The following is a 20,839-nucleotide window of genomic DNA, read 5'->3' on the forward strand; positions in this document are numbered from 1 at the left end:
AAAATACCCTTTAGGAGTAGAAATCATCCTAAAGGGTATTTTCCTCTTAAGCGATATACAGGGGAGGTGGTGGTAGTTTCTACCTTAAGAGGGAAGCATGTGGCAAATACAACGCCATATGGTTTTCGAGTACATAATACGCTTGACGTAGAAATAAGTAAAAACTATAATTGATATAACTGAAATAAACATATGATATGCCAAAAGAAAAGGAAAAATATTATGGATGTTAACTTCGAGTATTATAAGATTTTTTATTATGTGGCAAAATACCACAATTTTACCAAGGCGGCTCAGGCGTTAAACAACAGCCAGCCTAATATTACCCGGGCCATGAATTGTCTGGAACAACAGCTGAATACCACTTTATTTATCCGTACCAACCGCGGCGTACAGCTCACTCCGGAAGGAGAACGGCTTTATAATCATGTGCTAAGTGCAATGGAGCAGTTTCAGGCAGCAGAAGAGGAGCTGGCAGACAGCTCCGGATTATCTCACGGAAGTGTAGCCATCGGTGCCAGTGAAACTGCCCTCAATATTTTCCTGCTGGATAAATTAAAAAGTTTTCACATGACTTATCCGGGAATCCGGCTGAAGCTTTACAACCATTCCACACCGGAAGCCATTGAAGCTGTTAAAAGCGGAAAGATTGATTTTGCAGTAGTTTCCACTCCGGCAGAGGTGGATTCCCCATTGAAACAGATCATGCTCATGCCGTTTCAGGAGATTCTGGTTGGAGGCACTACTTTTACTGCCCTTGGCAGCCAGGAACTTTCCCTTCGGGAGGTAAAGAACTATCCGATGATTTCTCTTGGGCGGGAAACTATGACCTATAAATTTTACAACAGCGTATTTTTGTCCCATGGCCTGGATCTTTCCCCGGATACGGAAGCTGCCACTGCGGATCAGATCCTGCCTCTGGTAAAATGCGAGCTCGGGCTTGCCTTTTTGCCCCAGCCAATGGCCGCACCTTCCCTTTTGAAAAAAGAGATCGTACAGATTCCATTAAAAGATGAAATTCCGGAACGCCAGATCTGCCTGGTGTATGACAGCCAGCATCCTATGGGAGCTGCGGCAAGGGAACTAAAAAATACAATTGTATCCGGGCGGGGTTAAACCAAGTGTATGGAAAAAATTTTAGAATGCATTTTAATAATGCAAAAGATCCGGAAGTTGGCCCTATTACAGGCTGGCCGCCTCACAAAAACGTAGAAGAAAGTAAAAACGTAATAACCTATGATATTAATTCGGAGAAGCTGACAGAAGAGCAAAAAGAAGTTCCAAGGATATGGAACGATCTGAGTACAAATGAGTAGGAAACAGTAATGTCAATGCTGCGTGGACTTCGGAAGAAGGAGAACAGTTCGAGTATATGTATCGGCTGTTCTTTTTTTAAATTTTTAAGTGTTAAAGCGGTGAGGTTTTTCTTGTGTAAAGTGGAGCAATGGAGTATAATAAAATAGGTTTTTGGCAGAATTTTAAAAGCTATAATAAGAAAATCGGCAAAACAGACGAAAGTCTGTGACGCAAAGCTACAGGGCCTGTAAAATGGTAGCCAGTTGCATGAACTGAGGTGCACTGTCTGTGAGACAGTGTTTTTTTACGGTGTTATTTCATAGACGTAACAATAATAATTTTATGGCAGGGAATCAGATATGAAAAATACGAGAAGGATAGTTAGGATAGACAGAAAATGAAAGGAAAAAAAGTGATTGCAGGCATTCTGCTTGCGGGAATTTTAGCAGTCACCCTGGCAGGGTGTAAAAACACAGATAACACGAAAGAAGAAACTGAAAAGCCTGTTATTACCCTCGGAAGCGACAGCTATCCGCCATACAATTATCTGAACGAGGATGGCGTACCGACGGGCATAGATGTAGAACTGGCTACGGAAGCTTTCAAAAGAATGGGATATCAGGTGGAGGTTGTCCAGATCAACTGGGAGAAGAAAAAAGAACTGGTAGAGAGCGGAGAGATTGACTGTATCATGGGCTGCTTTTCTATGGAAGGACGTCTTGACGATTACCGCTGGGCAGGACCGTACATAGCAAGCCGTCAGGTGGTCGCTGTAAATGAGAACAGCGATATCTACAGCCTGAATGACCTGGAGGGAAAGAACCTTGCTGTCCAGTCCACAACCAAACCGGAAGGCATCTTTCTGAACCGGACAGATGAAAGAATCCCAAAGCTGGGCAATCTAATCAGCCTAGGACACAGGGAACTGATCTATACATTTCTGGGAAAAGGCTATGTAGATGCAGTCGCCGCACATGAGGAATCGATTGTTCAGTATATGAAGGATTATGATGCAAGCTTCCGTATCCTGGAAGAACCTTTGATGATCACTGGAATAGGTGTCGCTTTTGCAAAAGATGATGACAGAGGAATCTGTGAGCAGATGAGCCAGACTCTGGAAGAAATGCGTCAGGATGGCACATCCCTGAAAATTATTGGAAAATATCTGGATGATCCCCAGAAATATCTGGAGGTGGATGATCTTGGATATTAAGAGAAAGAAAAAAGAAAAACGAATCCAGCTGCTCGGTGGTATGATTGGAATCTGTGTGGCAGTAGTCTCTCTGTTTTATTTCTTTCATGCGGAGAAAACGGAAGCAGAGAAAAGAATGGTAGAGATTGTAAATTATGTCAAAGTGCAGTGTTCCACCTACACCCATTATAATGAATCTTCGGAATCCAAAAGCCTCCTCCGTGCTATTGAAAGTGCCAGACAGATGAGTACAAATATTAAAACGGAAAAAGAAAACGGCGGTCATCTAAGCCGGGAGTTCCTGAAAGAAAACCTGCAGACTCTCTGGGTGGATGGTATCATTGTACTGGATACAGAGGGAAAGACGGACTGCGAATACAGTACGGATGAGTCTCTGACTGATGAGATTACGGAGTATCTGCAAAAAGACATTATTATGGATTTTACCGGATATGAAGAAAGATCTTATTCAGAACGGTTTGCCAGGGAAGACGGATCCTATATTGATATTGCAGCCTGTGCCAGAAAAGATGCACCGGGTATTGTGGCAATCTACTATTACACACCTCCTGAATTTGCCAGAAACTATACACTGACGATACAGGGACTTTTAAATGGTTATAGTATCCAGAAAGATGGAACGATTATTGTCGCAGACGAGGGGATTGTTGTTGCCAGCAATGATGAGAGCTTGCTGGGGCAGAATACGGCTGACAACGAAGTTATTCAGGCAATGAAGAGACATACAGATAGTCAGCACATTTACCATTTGAAGAATGAAGGAATCGGATGTTACGGAATTATGCTGAAGCAGAGGGATTATTATATCTATGCGTATCTTCCGGATACAGAAGTGTTCCATAACCTTCCACTAAGTGTGATAAGCGTTATTTTTCTTTATTTTCTGATGTTTAGTATATTCTGGTTCTGGACATACAGAACCAATCTGGCACACCGAAAACAGGAACAGGAAAAAGATGAAAAATATAAAGAAGAACTTCTGATAGCAGCAAAAAAGGCAGAAGCAGCCAATGAGGCAAAAACAGAGTTTCTACAGCGAATGAGCCATGATATCCGGACTCCGATCAATGGAATCTGCGGCATGGTACATATGGCAGACTATTATGCAGATGATATGGAAAAGCAGACGGAATACAGAACAAAGGTGAAAGAAGCATCTAACCTGCTGCTGGAACTGGTAAATGAAATTCTGGATATGAGTAAGCTGGAGTCAGGCGAAATCGTTCTGGAAGAGATTCCATTTAATCTGAGCAGTATTTCAAGGGAAGTACTTGCTGTAATCGAGCAGATGGCTGCAGAACAGAATATCAGGATCGTGTGGGAGAAAAAAGAAATCACACACCGGGATTTTATTGGAAGTCCGGGGTATGTGAAACGGGTGATGATGAATATCCTGTCCAATGCGGTGAAATATAACAGAGAAAACGGACATATCTATATCAGCTGCATGGAAATCCCAGCCGGACAGCCAGGAATGACCACAATGGAATTTGTCTGCCGGGATACCGGAATCGGAATGACTGAGGAGTTCCAAAAACATATTTTTGAACCATTTGCACAGGAACACACAGGAAGCCGCACAAAATTTGCCGGAACAGGACTTGGGATGCCGATTGCAAAGAATCTGGTCGAGAAAATGGGCGGAGCCATTACCTTTGAAAGTGAAGAAGGCACAGGAACTACTTTTGTGATCCGGGTTCCGTTCAAAATAGATATGAATGCGGATAAACGTGAAAAACAGAAGGATGTATCAGAAAAATCTATAAAGGGGTTGCATATTCTTCTGGCAGAAGATAATGAGCTGAACATGGAAATTGCAGAATTTATGCTCCAGAATGAAGGTGCTGAGGTGACGAAAGCATGGAATGGACAGGAAGCTGTTGAGCTATTCAGAAAAAGTAAACCTGGTGAATTTGATGTCATTCTTATGGACATTATGATGCCGGTTATGAATGGTTATGAAGCTACAAAGAAAATCCGTTCTCTGGACAGAGAGGATGCAAAGATGATTCCGATCATTGCAATGACAGCAAATGCATTCACGGAGGACAGACTGAGAGCTAAAGAAGCAGGAATGGATGAACATATAGCAAAGCCTGTTGATGGAAAATTATTAATAAATATAATTTATAAACTAATGAAACACAGTTTCAGGGGGAGTCATAATGAAAAAGAAAAAACGGAGTAAGTTACTTGCTGTACTTCTGGTGATAGCGACAGGCACATCACTTTTGTCAGGCTGCGGCAGAAAAATTGCAGAAAAAGAAGATGCAGAAACCATCACAGTGTATTTATGGAGCACCAGCCTGTATGATAAATATGCACCATACATCCAGGAACAGCTTCCGGATATCAATGTTGAATTTGTAGTCGGCAATAATGATCTGGATTTTTATAAGTTTCTTGATGAAAACGGTGGATTGCCGGATATTATTACCTGCTGCCGGTTTTCCCTGCATGACGCAAGTCCGCTGAAGGACAGTCTGATGGATCTTTCCACAACCAATGAGGCAGGTGCTGTCTATGATACCTACCTCAGCAGTTTTATGAACGAGGATGGCAGCGTAAACTGGCTTCCCGTGTGTGCAGATGCCCACGGTTTTGTAGTGAACAAGGACCTTTTTGAAAAGTATGAAATTCCGCTGCCAACCGATTATGAAAGCTTTGTCTCTGCCTGCCAGGCATTTGACGAGGTGGGAATCCGTGGCTTTACTGCAGACTATTATTACGATTATACCTGTATGGAAACACTGCAGGGTCTGTCTGCATCAGAATTGTCTTCTGTAGACGGACGCAAGTGGCGCACCACCTACAGTGACCCGGATAATACAAAGAGAGAAGGTCTGGATGATACCGTCTGGCCGGAGGCTTTTGAACGCATGGAACAGTTTATCCAGGATACCGGGCTGAACCAGGACGATCTGGATATGAATTATGATGATATAATTGAGATGTACCAAAGTGGTAAGCTTGCCATGTACTTCGGCAGCTCAGCTGGTGTAAAAATGTTACAGGATCAGGGCATTAACACAACATTTTTGCCATTCTTTCAGGAGAATGGCGAAAAGTGGCTGATGACGACCCCATATTTTCAGGTGGCATTAAACCGTGACCTGACACAGGACGAGACGCGCCGGAAGAAAGCAATGAAGGTACTGAATACAATGCTTTCAGAGGATGCACAGAACCGGATCATTAGTGATGGACAGGATCTGTTAAGCTACAGCCAGGATGTGAATCTTAAGCTTACGGAATATCTGAAGGATGTGAAACCTGTGATCGAGGAAAACCACATGTATATCCGTATTGCGTCAAATGACTTTTTCTCCGTTTCCAAGGATGTGGTTTCGAAGATGATTTCAGGAGAATACGATGCAGAGCAGGCCTATCAGTCATTTAATTCCCAGCTTCTTGCGGAAGAATTTGCTTCAGAAAATATCGTGCTGGATTCACAGAAATCCTATTCCAACCGTTTTCATAGCAGTGGGGGAAATGCGGCTTATTCGGTTATGGCAAACACTCTGCGTGGTATTTATGGGACGGATGTGCTAATCGCAACCGGAAACAGCTTTACGGGAAACGTGCTGAAAGCTGGATATACAGAAAAAATGGCAAGAGACATGATCATGCCAAACAGTCTTTCGGCATATAGCTGCAGGATAAGCGGGGCAGAACTGACAGAACTGGTCAGAAACTTTGTAGAAGGCTATCAGGGAGGTTTCATTCCCTTTAACCGTGGCTCTCTGCCTGTGGTCAGCGGCATTTCCGTGGAAGTCAAAGAAACAGATGATGGTTATATATTGAGCAAAGTTACAAAAGATGGAAAAAAAGTTCAGGACGAGGATACTTTCACGGTAACCTGCCTTGCGATATCTAAACACATGGAAGCTTATCCGGCAGATGAGAATATTGTGTTTGATGGAGAAGATACCACTGTAAAAGATACCTGGACAGGATATGTTTCAGATGGTGATGCCATTCTTGCAGAGCCTGAAGACTACATGACTCTGAGGTGAGAAGAATGGATATTAAGAATCATAATAAAGGCAGAAAGAAACCTGTCATGGGAAAACCATTCCAGATAGCTGTCTTTACAGCTGTTTTACTGGGAATTGTTCTGATGGTTTTCCGATATTTTGGATTTGTATCGAAAACTGTTTATGAGGAAAGTGTTTCTCATCTGACGGAAGTTTTTCATCAGTCTGATAACATGCTGAGAGAACTGACAGATAAGAATCTGACCTATCTTCATATGTGGGGTGAGAATCTGCAGAATACCTTCAGCGAAGACGAAATTCGTAATTATATAAAGAAAGCGCAGGAAGATGCCGGATTCTTAGATTTCTTTTTTCTGTCAGTTGACGGGGACTACAAGATGGCGACAGGGGAAACCGGGTACCTTGGATTACAGGAAAACATTGAAGAGGATATCCGGCAGGGGAATGATGTGATAGCGAATGCAGCAGTTCCCGGAAAATCCCAGCTGCTTGTTTTTGCCACTCCCAGGGCCCATGGAATCTATCAGGGATTTGAATATGATGCAATTGCCATTGCGTATGAAAATTCTGATATTGTAAATGTGCTGGATATTTCTGTCTTCAATGGAGATGCTCAGAGTTTTATTGTTCATCCGGATGGCCGTGTTGTGGTCGATCATTCTTCTGAGTCATGGGGGAACGTGTATAACTTCTTTGGCGTTCTGAGAGAACATTCAGACATGTCCGAAAAAGAAATCAATGAGCTTTCGGAAAAGTTTAAAGCAGGACGTACCGATGCGATGCTGGTGAATCTGGATAAAGAGAATTACTATCTGGTCTATGAAAAATCGGATATCCAGGACTGGATGTTTCTGGGACTTGTAAGGGAGGATATCGTCAACGCCAGTATGAACAGTCTGCAGCGTAGTACAATGCTTCTTGTCAGTGTGGTTGTGCTCTGTATTGCCGCTTTACTTATCAGCTTTATTATTCAAAAAAGCAGGGCAAGTCTCAGGAGAAAAGATACAGAGATCCTGTACAGGGATGAACTGTTTCAAAAGCTGTCAATGAATGTGGATGATGTTTTCCTGATGCTGGACGCCAAAACATATCAGGCAGATTATGTCAGCCCGAATGTGGAAAAACTGATGGGATTTACGGTAGAACAGATTCGGAAGGATATTTATATTCTGGGAAAACTGCATCCATGGGATTCTGAGAATTCGAAGAAGAATTATCTGGAGGGAATCCAGACTTCGGAACAGCAGGAATGGGATTTTGAATATCTTCATCAGAAAACAGGAGAACGACGCTGGTTTCATATTGTGGCAATGGGCAGTGAGGTGAACCGGAAGAAGAAATATATTCTGGTTATGTCGGACCGTACCTCTGACAGGAATATGAATCAGGCACTTTCTGAGGCAGTACGTGCGGCGGAGACAGCAAACAGGGCAAAGAGTACCTTCCTCTCCAATATGTCTCACGATATCCGGACGCCAATGAATGCAATCATCGGCTTTACCACACTGGCTGTAAGTAATATTGATAATCAGAAAAAGGTCCGGGATTATCTGGGTAAGATCCTTTCCTCCAGTAACCATCTGCTTTCCCTGATCAATGATATCCTGGATATGAGCCGGATTGAGAGTGGAAAGATCCATCTGGAAGAAACGGAGGTCAGTCTGTCGGATGTGCTTCATGATCTGAAGACCATCATCAGCGGGCAGATCCATGCGAAACAGCTGGAGCTTTATATGGATGCCATGGATGTGACAAATGAGGATGTCTATTGTGATAAGACACGACTGAATCAGGTGCTGCTGAATCTTTTGTCCAATGCGATCAAGTTTACTCCTGCTGGCGGAACCGTTTCTGTCCGGCTGAAACAGTATCCGGGTCTCAAAAGAGGCAGTGAACTGTACGAGATCCGGGTGAAGGATAACGGAATCGGTATGAGTCAGGAATTTGTACAGAAGATCTTTTCTCCTTTTGAGAGGGAGCGGACTTCCACTGTAAGCAGGACTCAGGGTACAGGACTTGGTATGGCCATCACCAAGAATATTGTGGATATGATGGGTGGCACCATTGAGGTCCGGACAGAGCAGGGGAAAGGTACCGAATTTATCGTCCGACTGCCATTCCGGACTCAGCCTGAGCACCAACGTATAGAGAAGATCATAGAGCTGGAAGGTCTTAAGGCTCTGGTTGTAGATGACGATTTTAATACCTGTGACAGCGTGACAAAAATGCTTGTGAGGGTTGGAATGCGTTCGGAATGGACACTTTCCGGTAAGGAGGCTGTTCTGCGTGCACGACAGTCTATGGAGCTTGGGGATGCCTTCCATGCTTATATCATCGACTGGCGACTGCCGGATATGAATGGTATTGAGGTCACCAGACAGATCCGCAGTCTTGGTGACGATACACCGATCATTATTCTGACTGCTTATGACTGGTCAGACATCGAAGTGGAAGCCAGGGCTGCAGGAGTAACTGCATTCTGTGCGAAACCTCTGTTTATGTCCGATATCAGAGATACCCTGATGACTGCCATTGGCCAGAATCAGGCTGAGCAGGAGAAGCCTGTTCTTCCGGCGGCATGCTCAGATTTCAGAGGCAGATGTATACTGCTTGTGGAAGACAATGAGCTGAACAGTGAAATTGCGGTGGAGATCCTTAATGAATATGGCTTCCTGGTGGATACTGCAGAAAATGGGGCAGAGGCAGTAGAGAAGGTCAAGAGGTCGAAACCGGGCGGTTATGATCTGGTGCTGATGGATGTGCAGATGCCGGTAATGAACGGATATGAGGCCACGAAGCAGATCCGTGCCCTTAGGGATCCGGCACTGGCAGGAATCACCATCCTTGCCATGACTGCCAATGCTTTTGACGAAGATAAAAAGAAAGCACTGGAATGTGGTATGAATGGCTTCTTATCCAAGCCAATTGTTATAGAGGAATTGATCAGTACGTTACAAAACAATCTGGTAGATTAGTAAAAAAACTGCTAAGAAGTTCGGTTAACAACTTTTTAGCAGTTTTTTTTATTTATTCGGAAAATTTATCACTGTAACGAAGCTGCATATCTTCCCAATCCATGAACAATACATAAAATACTTTTCCGTATTGCTGGCTTTCTACGATTCTTCCATGATCAAGCACGGAAAGATAAGTTCCGTCAGCTTTTCGAAGATGAAAGTGAATATAGTCATTGTCATTGCCTGTGTCAATCTGTTCCCAGATGCTTGTTTCAATCTGTTGCTGTTCATCTTGTCGGATCAGATTGCGGAACCTTTTTTGAGTAAGCCTGAATAGTTCATCCATGCTCTTATAACCAGCCATATGAAGAAATTCGTGGTTTGCATAAAAGAGCTCATCATCTTCTTTGTCTGCCCTGTATATGATAAATGCACCTGGAAGGTGTTCAGAGATATCCTTCAGTGCAAATCCAAGCTGTTTGCGGACTCCTGACTGGAGCCCCTTTCTGTAAGCCATACATCCGTTTTTTCCATGCAGTTTTATTTCATAAAGAGCTGCATCTGCACAGCGCATAAGCTGTGAAGGGCTGGCTGCAAATGTTGGATATTCTGCATATCCGAGAGATATGTAAAATGCAACTTTTTTACCGTGATATGAAAACGTTTTTGGAAGCTTAGTGAATTGCTGCAGCTGTTTATCTGCTTCCTTAAAGGTACAATGTGGTAAAAGAATGCAGAATTCGTCACCACCATTTCTTCCAAGCAATGCATCGGATGGGAAAAAAGCTTTCATACTGTCTGCCAGACTCTTTAATGCTTTGTCTCCGTAACTATGGCCATAGATATCATTGATAAACTTAAAGTCATCAATATCAAGGAGCGCAGCCACAAAATGTGTTTGTGGATTTTTAGAAATTATTTTTTCTGCTAATTCATCAAATCCATAGCGATTATAAATATTTGTAAGAGAATCTGTGCGCGCCAGTATTTTATATTTGTTCTTGTGTTCTTTTGCTACCAGCCATACCCTGGTAAGCACTGACAGAAGAAGGCTTATAGTAAGAAACATACCACTGATAATTATCAGTAGTGTGTTATTTCTCCATCCGGTTTTAGGAGTTACCTCAAGCTTCCAGGTTCCATCTCCTACTGTAAAAGCGTAAGAAACCGGATGATCTATTTGACCATCTGACTGATAAACCACTTTATAAGTATCACTCCAGGGAGTGTCTGTTTTTAAAATTTTGTATTCATATCCAAAATTTGAAAGTGCAATGACTGCATCTGAAAAAATATCCGGAACACGCAGGATAACAATGGTAAATCCCCAGAAATACTCTTGTCCGCTTTTATCCTTCAGGTAGACTGGATTGCGGACTGCAATTCCATAACCGCCCTGTTTTAATTCGAAGGGCCCCTGCGTAATGGTTGCATGGTTATCTCTTGCATAACAAGAAATCTCTTTACGGTCTTTATCATGGAGCAGATCAATCTTACCTGCCTCATTTCCTTCAGCCGGATAAATATCTGTTACAACACCATTAGGAGCGAGCTGCACGCTTTCAATAGAATCAGACATAAGATTCCCGGCAATCGTGTCAAACTGATGGATTTCGCCATTTTCACTGATTAAGGTCTGTTCCAAAGCATTTGTAATTTCAATTCCATCTGCAATTTCATTCTTTATGCGTTCACCATAGGTGGTTGCGTTTAATTGTGCCAATATGTGTCTCTGATTTTTTTCATGGGTGTCTGTTTTGTATACAATTAAACCAAAAAGGCATATGCCCAGTAAAAAAATAATAAGAGGCACAAGTGTTTTTTTCTTCACTTGGTTCACCTCATTTTATTCATTGGAGTTTTTATAATAAAGCATTATATCATAGAAGTTGAAAAACGGAATAAGTTAAAAAAAAAATGACAGTATAATGACAATATGTTTTTGGGCGTTAAAACGGCGTTAAAACGGTAATGTTTTTCTTGTGTACAGTAGAGTACTATAGTATAATAAAACCAGTTTTTTGCATAAATTTAAAAGCTATAATAAGGAAATCGGCAAACCAGATGAAAGTCTGGGACGCAAAGCTACAGGGCCTGTAAAATGGCAGCCAGTTGCATGAAATGACGTGCACTGTCTGTTTGACAGTGTTTTTTTTACGGAGTTATTTCACAGACGTAACAATAATGATTTTATCAGGAAAGAATGAGGAAAATAAAAGTATGAAAAAGGCAAAACGTTGTCTGACAGCAGTGGTGTCAGGTGTGCTTGTAGCAACTGCTGTCTTGTCTGGATGTGGACAGTCAAAGAAAGAAGTATCTAAAAACGATGATCATCTTACCGTTTATCTGTGGGAAAATCGTTTGATGAAAAATATTGCACCCTATATCCATGAACAGTTTCCTGATCAGGATATTGAATTTATTATTGGTAACAATGATACCGATTTATACAGTTATTTTAAAGAACATGATGAATTACCGGATATCATAACAGTACGGCGATTTTCTGGAACAGATGCACAGGACTTACAGCCTTATCTTATGGATTTTGCTTCTTATGATGTTGTTTCCAAGTATTATTCCTATGCGGTGCAATATTATAAGAATGCGGAGGATGAAATCCAGTGGCTGCCAATCTGTGGTATTCCGCAGACGATCATTGCCAACAAAACACTGTTTGATCAGTATGGCGTAAAGATTCCAGAAAATTATGAGGAATATGTACAGGCCTGTCAGCAGTTTTATGATAATGGCATAAAACCGTATTCCATGGATCTTGGGGAAGACTGGTCTAATAATGAAATCATCCAGGCGGCGGCAATCGGTGAGTTTACAAGCCTGGATGGTATTGAATGGCGAAACAGTGCAGAGACTGCAGCGGATGAAGTGAAGTTTGATGATGCATTATGGAAACGTATTTTTTCAGAAACCAGTCAGTTTCTTAAGGATTCGCACTTTGGTAAAGAAGATATCAATATTGACGTCGATACAGGAATCCAGATGTTTGTCGAGGGAAAATCAGCAATGTTTCATGGACATCCGACGGTTATGCAGCAGCTGCAGAAACAGATGGATGCGGAGCTGATCCGTATTCCTTACTTTTCACAGACATCGGATGAATCCTACGTGTACATGACTCCGTCCTTAAACATTGCATTTAACAAAAACCTGGAAAAAGACCGGGAGAAACTGGATACCGCACTGGATGTGCTGGATTGTATGATTTCAGAAGAGGGGCAAAAGCTGATTGCGGATGGAAGCGGTGTTATTTCATTGAATACAGATGTTCCAACCATGATGCAGGATGTACCTGGACTGGAAGAGGAAATTAATCATAATGCTGTTTATATCCGATATTCCGCCCAAAAATCATTTGATGCAGGTCTTGAGGCTGTTCACGGATTACTGTCAGGGGAAATGGATGAAACACAGGCTTATGATACTTTGCGCAGTGTAATGAATCGTAAAGATCCAGAAGAAAAAGCAATGGTGAATTTTGAAAATGAATATTCCATTTCACTGAACGATAGAAATGGCCGTGATGCAGCATCTTCCATTTTAACTACGATCAGAGAAGAAAATGATGCACAGCTGGCTCTGGCACCATATTATTATTTCACTTCTTCTATGTACAAAGGAGAATGTACCAATAGCCGGGTTGGCATGATGACAGCGAAGAGTTCAGATACAGCATTATATTTTGCAAAAATTAATGGTAAACAGGTTTTTGAACTCGTGGAAAATTATCTCGCCGAAGCTGATGAGAATTTTTATGTAACCAATAAATACGAATTACCAATTGCATCCGGTATGAAAATGATCGTCAATCAAGCGGAAAGTGGATTTTCGTTAAAGGACTTGACAGTTAATGATAAGAAAATAGACAAAGAAAAGGAATACTTTATTCTTCTTACAGACACCACAATGTCTGTTTTGAAAAAAATAAATCCGAAATGTGAGATTGAGCAGCTTAAAGATACAACATTATCAAGTGCATGGATCGAAGCAATGTCAAAAGGACGGCAGCCGTCAGCACCGGAAGACTATATAGAGGTTGAACAGTAAAAGTGGAGATAGAACAAACGGTAAATAAAAGAAAAAAATAACAAGGCTGTTGCTTATACTACTTATTATTCTTTTAAGCTTAGCTTGTATCAAGTATCTGATAAGTAAGTCTGGCAAGTATATCAGCGAAAATGGAAAAAGCAGTATGGAAGCTGTTGTTGAACAGATACAGCAGACCTATGATCTTCAAGTGAGTGGATACTACAGCCAGCTGCAGTTGGTTGAGGAATTTTTACTTCATGAGAGGGAGCTGTCTCTTGAAACGGATACGAACAAAAATTTCTTTGAAGCATGGGAAAAAGAATCGGAAAGCACCCTTATATTCATTCAGGAAAATGGTCAGGCAGTATCAGCAGGTGGAACAAAAATGCGGATTGATATGCCAAGTAAACTTCTGCTGGACTTAAAGAATGGATACAATATTGGAAAACTGGTGCGTCTTGATTATGATCAGGAGAAAAAAGACGGTTATCTGGTTGCGATCCCATGTCAGGAATACACTATCAATGGGGAAACTTATACGGCAATTGGAACTGTGTATGATCATTCGAAACTGGATTCCATGTTAAAACTGAAAGGTTATGATGGGAAAGCATATTTGTTCATGCTGGATCATGACGGAAATATTACGTATACGAACCAGAGTGGAGATAAATACCTGCGTAATTATTCTTTGTTAAAACATTTAAAAGGGGAACAGGCTATTACAGAAGAAGAGGCTGATTTGTTCAAAAATAAGTTTGATAACAGAGAATCGGGAGTTGTACTTTTGGGAAAACAGAATCCCTATTATCTGGGGTATTGCCCGATAGAAAGCAACAACACCATTTTGGTATGCATTGTGGCAAGGGGAGTTGTTGACAATGTGCTGAGGGATTACCAGAAAACGGTGTTGTTTACAACAATACTCATGGCAGGTTTTATACTTTTACTTTTTGCCGGATTATTCTACAGTATTTCCAGACTTAGTCTTGCAGATCAAAAAGCAGAATATGAAAAAAGAAAGAATGAACTTCATTTACAAACAATGAAGGAAATGGAAGTAGTCAATCAAAAACTGAAAAAGGCAAAGAACGTTGCAACAGAGGCTTTACAGACAGCTGAAAATGCAAATAAGGCGAAAACGGATTTTCTGTCTAATATGTCACATGATATTCGTACTCCTATGAATGCAATCATTGGTATCACATCTTTGATCAGACATGATGCAGGTAATAAAGCGAAAGTTATAGAGTATGCAGATAAAATAGATAGTTCATCACAGCATCTGTTAGGAATTATTAATGATGTTCTGGATATGAGTAAGATTGAGGCAGGAAAAACAGTCTTCAAGTATGCTGACTTTTCTATTTTGGATTTTATGCAGGAACTTGACACTATATTTCATACTCAAATATATGAAAAGCAGCAGACCCTTACAATCATAAAAGAAAATATTCAGCATGAGTGGGTGAATGGTGATCAGGTTCACCTGATGCAGATTTTCAGCAACCTGCTTTCCAATGCAGTGAAGTATACCCAGGAAGGTGGGAAAATTCAGTTCTTTGTAGAAGAATGTGAGACAAAGTCATCTGTCTATGCAAAGTACCGTTTCTTAGTTAGCGATAATGGTATGGGAATGTCGGCAGATTTCAAGGATACAATTTTTGATGCGTTTACCCGTGCGGAAAGTTCCCTTACAAATAAAATACAGGGAACCGGACTTGGAATGGCGATTACTAAGAACCTGGTTGAGGCAATGGGAGGCACCATTGATGTGGAGAGTGAATTGGGACAGGGAAGCTGTTTTGAGGTTATCTTGGATCTGAAAATTGCAGAGGATAGAACGGTTGCTCTGGCGGCACAAGAAGAAACAGATGAGCAGGATGGTAATATCCTTCAAGGAATGAGATTCCTGTGTGCAGAGGATAATGAACTGAACGCAGAGATCCTGACGGAACTGTTAAAGATTGAAGGTGCGGAATGTACCATCTGTGAAAATGGCGAAGAGATTTTGAAAGCATTTGAACAGTCTGCTCCGGGTGACTATGACATGATTCTAATGGATGTGCAGATGCCTGTTATGAATGGTTATGAGGCAACGAAGGCAATCCGCAGAGGTTCCCATAAACTGGCAAAGACGATTCCGATTATTGCCATGACGGCCAATGCATTTTCAGAAGACATTCAGCATTCCCTTGCGGCTGGCATGAATGCACATGTTTCAAAACCGGTTGAGATGAAGGTGCTGGAAAAGACGATCAGAAGCATAAAATCTGGTGGGGGGGGGTACCGAACCGCAGGTCACTGTACAGTGACGAATGGAAAGTAACCGGACATAGAAGAATCAAAAAGGATAGTTAGGGATAGACAGAAAATGAAAGGAAAAAGAGTGATTGCAGGCATTCTGCTTGCGGGAATTTTAGCAGTCACCCTGGCAGGGTGCAAAAACACAGATAACACGAAAGAAGAAACCGAAAGGCCTGTTATTACCCTCGGCAGTGACAACTATCCACCATACATTTATCTGAATGAGGATGGTGTACCGACGGGAATCGATGTAGAACTGGCTACAGAAGCTTTCAAAAGAATGGGATATCAGGTGGACGTTGTTCAGATCAACTGGGAGAAGAAAAAAGAACTGGTGGAGAGCGGAGAGATTGACTGTATCATGGGCTGCTTTTCCATGGAAGGGCGTCTTGATGATTACCGCTGGGCGGGACCATATATAGCAAGCCGTCAGGTGGTTGCTGTAAATGAGAATAGTAATATCTATAAACTGAGTGACCTGGAGGGAAAGAACCTGGCTGTTCAGTCAACAACCAAACCGGAAGGTATCTTTCTGAACCGGACGGATGAAAGAATCCCAAAACTGGGCAATCTGATCAGCCTGGGACACAGGGAGCTGATCTATACATTTCTGGGAAAAGGATATGTAGATGCAGTTGCAGCACACGAGGAATCTATTGTTCAGTATATGAAGGATTATGATGCAAGCTTCCGTATTCTGGAAGAGCCTCTGATGATCACCGGAATAGGTGTCGCTTTTGCAAAAGAGGATGACAGAGGAATCTGTGAGCAGATGAGCCAGACACTGGAAGAAATGCGTCAGGATGGCACATCCCTGAAAATCATTGAAAAATATCTGGATGATCCCCAGAAGTATCTGGAGGTGGATGATCGTGGATATTAAGAGAAAGAAAAAAGAAAAACGAATCCAGTTGTTCGGCGGTCTGATTGGAGTCTGTGTGGCTGTAGTTTCTCTGTTTTATTTCTTTCATGCGGAGAAAGCGGAAGCAGAGAAAAGAATGGTAGAGATTGTAAACTATGTGAAAGTGCAGTGCTCCACCTACACCCATTATAATGAATCTTCGGAATCCAAAAGTCTTCTCCGTGCGATTGAAAGTGCCAGACAGATGAGTACGAATATCGATATGGAAATAGAAAACGGCAGTCAGCTAAGCCGGGATTTCCTGAAGGAAAACCTGCAGACTCTATGGGTGGATGGTATCATTGTACTGGATGCAGAAGGAAAGACGGACTGCGAATACAGCACGGATGAGTCTCTGGCTAATGAGATTACAGAGTATCTGCAAAAAGAAATTATCATGGATTTTGCCGGATATGAAGAAAGAAGCTATTCGGAACGGTTTACCAGGGAAGATGGATCCTTTATTGACATTGCAGCCTGCGCCAGAAAAGATGCACCGGGTATCGTTGCAATCTATTATTACACATCTCCTGAATTTGCCAGAAACTATACGCTGACGATACAGGGGCTTTTAAATGGTTATAGTATCCAGAAAGATGGAACGATTATCGTTGCAGACGACGGAATCGTTGTTGCCAGCAATAATGAGAGCCTGTTGGGACAGAATACAGCCGACAACGAAGTTGTTCAGGCAATGAAAAAGCATACAGACAGTCAGCATATCTATCATTTTAGGAAGGAAGGAATTGGATGTTATGGAATCATGCTGAAACAGCGTGATTATTATATCTACGCATATCTTCCGGATACGGAAGTGTTTTGTAATCTTCCATTAAGTGTTATAGGTGTTATTTTTCTTTATTTTCTGATGTCCGGCATATTCTGGTTCTGGACATACAGAACCAATCTGGCGCACCGGAAACAAGAATTTGAAAAAGATGAAAAATATAAAGCAGAACTTCTGATAGCAGCAAAAAAGGCAGAAGCCGCCAATGAGGCAAAAACAGAATTCCTTCATCGTATGAGCCACGATATCAGGACTCCGATTAATGGAATCTACGGTTTGATCAATATGGCAGACCATTATGCAGATGATATGGAGAAGCAGAAGGAATACAGAACAAAGGTTAAAGCGGCATCCAATCTGTTGCTGGAACTGGTAAATGATGTTCTGGACATGAGTAAGCTGGAGTCGGGTGAAGTTGTTCTGGAAGAGAGTCCATTTAATCTGAGCAAAATCTCTGAGGAAGTGCTTGTTGTAATTGAACAGATTGCTGCAGAACAGAATATCCGGATTGTATGGGAGAAAAAAGAAATCATACACCGTGATCTTATTGGAAGTCCGGGGTATGTAAAACGTGTGATAATGAATATCCTGTCCAATGCAGTGAAATATAACAGAGAAAATGGACATATTTATCTTAGCTGCATGGAAATCCCATCCGAACAGCCAGGAATGACGACAATGGAATTTATCTGCCGGGATACAGGAATCGGAATGACTGAGGAGTTCCAGAAACATATTTTTGAACCATTTGCACAGGAATATACGGGAAGCCGCACAAAGTTTGTCGGAACCGGACTGGGAATGGCCATTGCAAGGAAGCTGGTCGAGAAAATGGGTGGAACCATTACTTTTGAAAGTGAAAAAGGCGTAGGGACGACATTTGTGATCCGGGTTCCATTTAAAATAGATCCGGATGCGGATAAACGTGAAGAACAGAAGGATGTATCCGAAAAATTTATAAAGGGGCTGCATATTCTTCTGGCGGAAGATAATGAGCTGAATATGGAAATCGCCGAATTTGTGCTTCAGAATGAAGGTGCTGACGTGACAAAAGCCTGGGATGGTCAGGAAGCTGTTGAACTGTTCAGAAATAGTGAACCTGGTGAATTTGATGTCATTCTTATGGACATTATGATGCCGGTAATGAATGGTTATGAAGCTACAAAGATGATCAGGTCTCTAGACAGAGAGGATGCAAAGGAGGTACCGATCATTGCAATGACAGCAAATGCGTTCACGGAGGACAGAATAAGAGCAAAAGCAGCAGGGATGGATGAACATGTTGCTAAGCCAGTTGATGTGGAATTACTGATAAAAGTAATTCATAAATTGGTGAATGATTGATAGAGCAGTGTCAAATAAGCGGTGAAATATAGACAGGAGGACTAAAATATGACAATGCAAGAGTGTTATGAAGCTATTGGAGGAAACTATGAAGCTGTCTTGGAACGCCTTCACAGCGAAGCACTGATTCGGAGATTTGCATTAAAGTTCCTTGAAGATCAGAGTTATATACAGTTAAAACAGGCATTGGAAAATAAAAATTATGAAGATGCTTTCCGCGGTGCACACACACTGAAAGGGGTGTGTCAGAATCTTTCCTTTGACCGTCTGTATGAGGTTAGTCATGAGTTGACAGAACTTTTGAGAGATAGAACCGGAGAGCAGCCGGGGATACCGGAAGCAATGGAAAAAGTAACAGAAGTATATGAGATGACAATTGAAGAAATAAAGAAGGGGCTGTAGTATTAAGTGATGCGACATGACTTTCTGCCTTGAATCAAGTGCTTGGAAGATCATAAAAAACGAGTGGATAAAGGAAAGAAAAATGTGGATAAAAAACAAAAAATACTGATTGTAGATGATGCAAAATTTAACAGGGATATATTGAAGGAGATTCTTGGAGATGCTTATAACTATCTGGAAGCCGAAAATGGTAATCAGGCAATCCAGATGATAGGAGAAAATATTGGAATTGATCTGATGCTTTTGGATATCAATATGCCACAGATGAATGGTTTTGAAGTCTTGAAAATAATGAAAAGAAGCCAGTGTATTGCTGAAACTCCTGTAATCATGATATCTTCTGAAGATGCTGTTGATACTATGCGTAAGGCATATGAGCTGGGAATCACAGATTATATCACACGACCGTTTGATTCTGTGATTGTAAAGAAAAGAGTTCAGAATACCTTGGGCCTCTATATGAACCAAAAGCATCTGATAAATGTGGTTTATAATCAGGTTTACGAAAAAGAAGAAAATAATAATATCATGATCCGGATTATGAGTAATATATTGGGATCCCGTAACAGCGAGAGCAGAGAACACATCCTGCATATAAAAACAGCAACGGAGATGATGCTGAGACAACTGGTAAAAGTAACAGATGCTTATCCTTTGACAGAGGCAGATATTGCTTTGATTACAACTGCTTCTTCCCTTCATGATATTGGTAAGATCCGTATTCCGGAGGAAATATTGAATAAGCCAGGCAGACTTACAGATGAAGAATTTCAAATTATGAAAACCCATAGTGAGCTTGGCGCAGCTATAATTAAGGATATGGACTTTCCGCAAGATCATCCACTGGTGCATACTGCATGGGAAATCAGCAGATGGCACCATGAAAGATGGGACGGAAAGGGTTATCCGGATGGCTTGAAAGGTGAAGAAATACCAATCTCTGCACAGGTGGTATCAATTGTCGATGTTTATGACGCACTCACCAGTGAAAGGTGTTACAAGAAAGCATTTGATCATGATACAGCGATTCAAATGATCCTGGATGGGCAATGCGGTCAGTTTAATCCGCTTCTCCTTAAGTGTTTGAAAGAACTGAGTACTCAGCTTTCAAAAATACTTGGTAAAGAGATGGATGACAATAAACATTATCATGAGGCACAGAGACTTTCGAATGAAATACTCAGTGATAAATCCCTACCGAACCAGATTTATTCACAGAGTCTTGTCAAGGTCATGCAGGAGAAAATTGATTTCTTTAAATCGAACAGTGGCATAAATTCGATTGATTACAATGCAAGTTCGGGCCAATTAACGATAATAAATGAAAAACAGACGATAATATACCAGATAGATGATCCGGGAATTGATGTATCCAAAGTGTTTGAAGTGAGTGAAGAAGATATTCAAAATATCATAGATTTGTTGGAACAGACCTCAATAAAGAATAAAGAAATTTCATTACAGATAAAAGCAAGGATTGAAAACAAAAGACAAATGTATAATCTGAAACTGCATACATTGTGGACTCCATTAAAGAAAGATGGCTATATTGGAATTATCGGGTATTTTGATCCTGTAAAATAGAAA

The 20,839-nt window shown here is 41.4% G+C and carries 13 protein-coding genes and 2 riboswitches; of the genes, 12 read left to right on the forward strand and 1 reads right to left on the reverse strand.

The genetic code is table 11. The features are described from left to right. Positions 1-222 precede the first annotated feature (222 nt). The 6 genes from ABHC48_RS04230 (at position 223) to ABHC48_RS04255 (ending at position 9,482) form a co-directional block, all read left to right on the forward strand. Positions 223-1,116, forward strand: coding sequence for a LysR family transcriptional regulator (locus ABHC48_RS04230; RefSeq protein ID WP_195699179.1), 894 nt, complete (start codon positions 223-225; stop codon positions 1,114-1,116). A gap of 26 nt (positions 1,117-1,142) precedes the next feature. After that, a complete protein-coding gene (locus ABHC48_RS04235; protein ID WP_173736503.1) occupies positions 1,143-1,316 on the forward strand; it encodes a hypothetical protein in 174 nt (57 codons plus the stop codon). 175 nt (positions 1,317-1,491) lie between these two features. Continuing rightward, positions 1,492-1,567, forward strand: a riboswitch (cyclic di-GMP riboswitch). 126 nt (positions 1,568-1,693) lie between these two features. Further along, a complete protein-coding gene (locus ABHC48_RS04240; RefSeq protein WP_195699178.1) occupies positions 1,694-2,509 on the forward strand; it encodes a transporter substrate-binding domain-containing protein in 816 nt (271 codons plus the stop codon). Then, the gene (locus ABHC48_RS04245) at positions 2,493-4,697 is read left to right on the forward strand and encodes an ATP-binding protein (protein ID WP_195699243.1); all 2,205 of its coding nucleotides are present in this window, start codon (positions 2,493-2,495) and stop codon (positions 4,695-4,697) included. The genes ABHC48_RS04240 and ABHC48_RS04245 overlap by 17 nt, the downstream gene beginning before the upstream one ends. Then, positions 4,675-6,525, forward strand: a complete 1,851-nt coding sequence (locus ABHC48_RS04250) for an ABC transporter substrate-binding protein (RefSeq protein WP_195699177.1) — start codon at positions 4,675-4,677, stop codon at positions 6,523-6,525. Before ABHC48_RS04245 ends, ABHC48_RS04250 begins: the two co-directional genes overlap by 23 nt. 5 nt (positions 6,526-6,530) lie before the next feature. Then, positions 6,531-9,482 (forward strand): response regulator, encoded by a 2,952-nt coding sequence (locus ABHC48_RS04255; RefSeq protein WP_195699176.1) that lies wholly within the window; start codon positions 6,531-6,533, stop codon positions 9,480-9,482. Between the two features lie 52 nt (positions 9,483-9,534). On the opposite strand, the gene ABHC48_RS04260 is transcribed toward ABHC48_RS04255, so the two are convergent. Next, complete coding sequence (locus ABHC48_RS04260) at positions 9,535-11,187, reverse strand: sensor domain-containing diguanylate cyclase (RefSeq protein ID WP_243284472.1); 1,653 nt, start codon at positions 11,185-11,187, stop codon at positions 9,535-9,537. A 321-nt stretch (positions 11,188-11,508) separates the two neighbouring features. Further along, positions 11,509-11,584, forward strand: a riboswitch (cyclic di-GMP riboswitch). Positions 11,585-11,684: 100 nt separating this feature from the next. Between ABHC48_RS04260 and ABHC48_RS04265 the strand changes: the two genes are divergently transcribed. The 6 genes from ABHC48_RS04265 to ABHC48_RS04290 all read left to right on the forward strand — a co-directional run bounded on the left by ABHC48_RS04265 (position 11,685) and on the right by ABHC48_RS04290 (position 20,836). Continuing rightward, positions 11,685-13,529: an ABC transporter substrate-binding protein gene (locus tag ABHC48_RS04265; RefSeq protein WP_195699174.1), complete on the forward strand. Its 1,845-nt coding sequence runs from the start codon at positions 11,685-11,687 to the stop codon at positions 13,527-13,529. A 145-nt stretch (positions 13,530-13,674) separates the two neighbouring features. Beyond that, entirely contained in the window at positions 13,675-15,840 is a 2,166-nt protein-coding gene (locus tag ABHC48_RS04270; protein ID WP_347505140.1) for an ATP-binding protein, read from the forward strand. 45 nt (positions 15,841-15,885) lie between these two features. Further along, a complete protein-coding gene (locus ABHC48_RS04275) occupies positions 15,886-16,701 on the forward strand; it encodes a transporter substrate-binding domain-containing protein (protein ID WP_195699172.1) in 816 nt (271 codons plus the stop codon). Then, positions 16,685-18,850, forward strand: coding sequence for an ATP-binding protein (locus tag ABHC48_RS04280; protein WP_195699171.1), 2,166 nt, complete (start codon positions 16,685-16,687; stop codon positions 18,848-18,850). The genes ABHC48_RS04275 and ABHC48_RS04280 overlap by 17 nt, the downstream gene beginning before the upstream one ends. Positions 18,851-18,898: 48 nt before the next feature. After that, positions 18,899-19,252 carry an Hpt domain-containing protein gene (locus tag ABHC48_RS04285; RefSeq protein ID WP_118253373.1) on the forward strand — a complete coding sequence of 118 codons (354 nt, stop codon included), beginning with the start codon at positions 18,899-18,901 and terminating at the stop codon, positions 19,250-19,252. A gap of 84 nt (positions 19,253-19,336) precedes the next feature. After that, positions 19,337-20,836: an HD domain-containing phosphohydrolase gene (locus tag ABHC48_RS04290; protein ID WP_195699170.1), complete on the forward strand. Its 1,500-nt coding sequence runs from the start codon at positions 19,337-19,339 to the stop codon at positions 20,834-20,836. Positions 20,837-20,839: the final 3 nt, after the last annotated feature.

Source organism: Ruminococcus sp. 1001136sp1 (assembly GCF_039841815.1).
Lineage (GTDB): Bacteria > Bacillota > Clostridia > Lachnospirales > Lachnospiraceae > Blautia_A > Blautia_A faecis.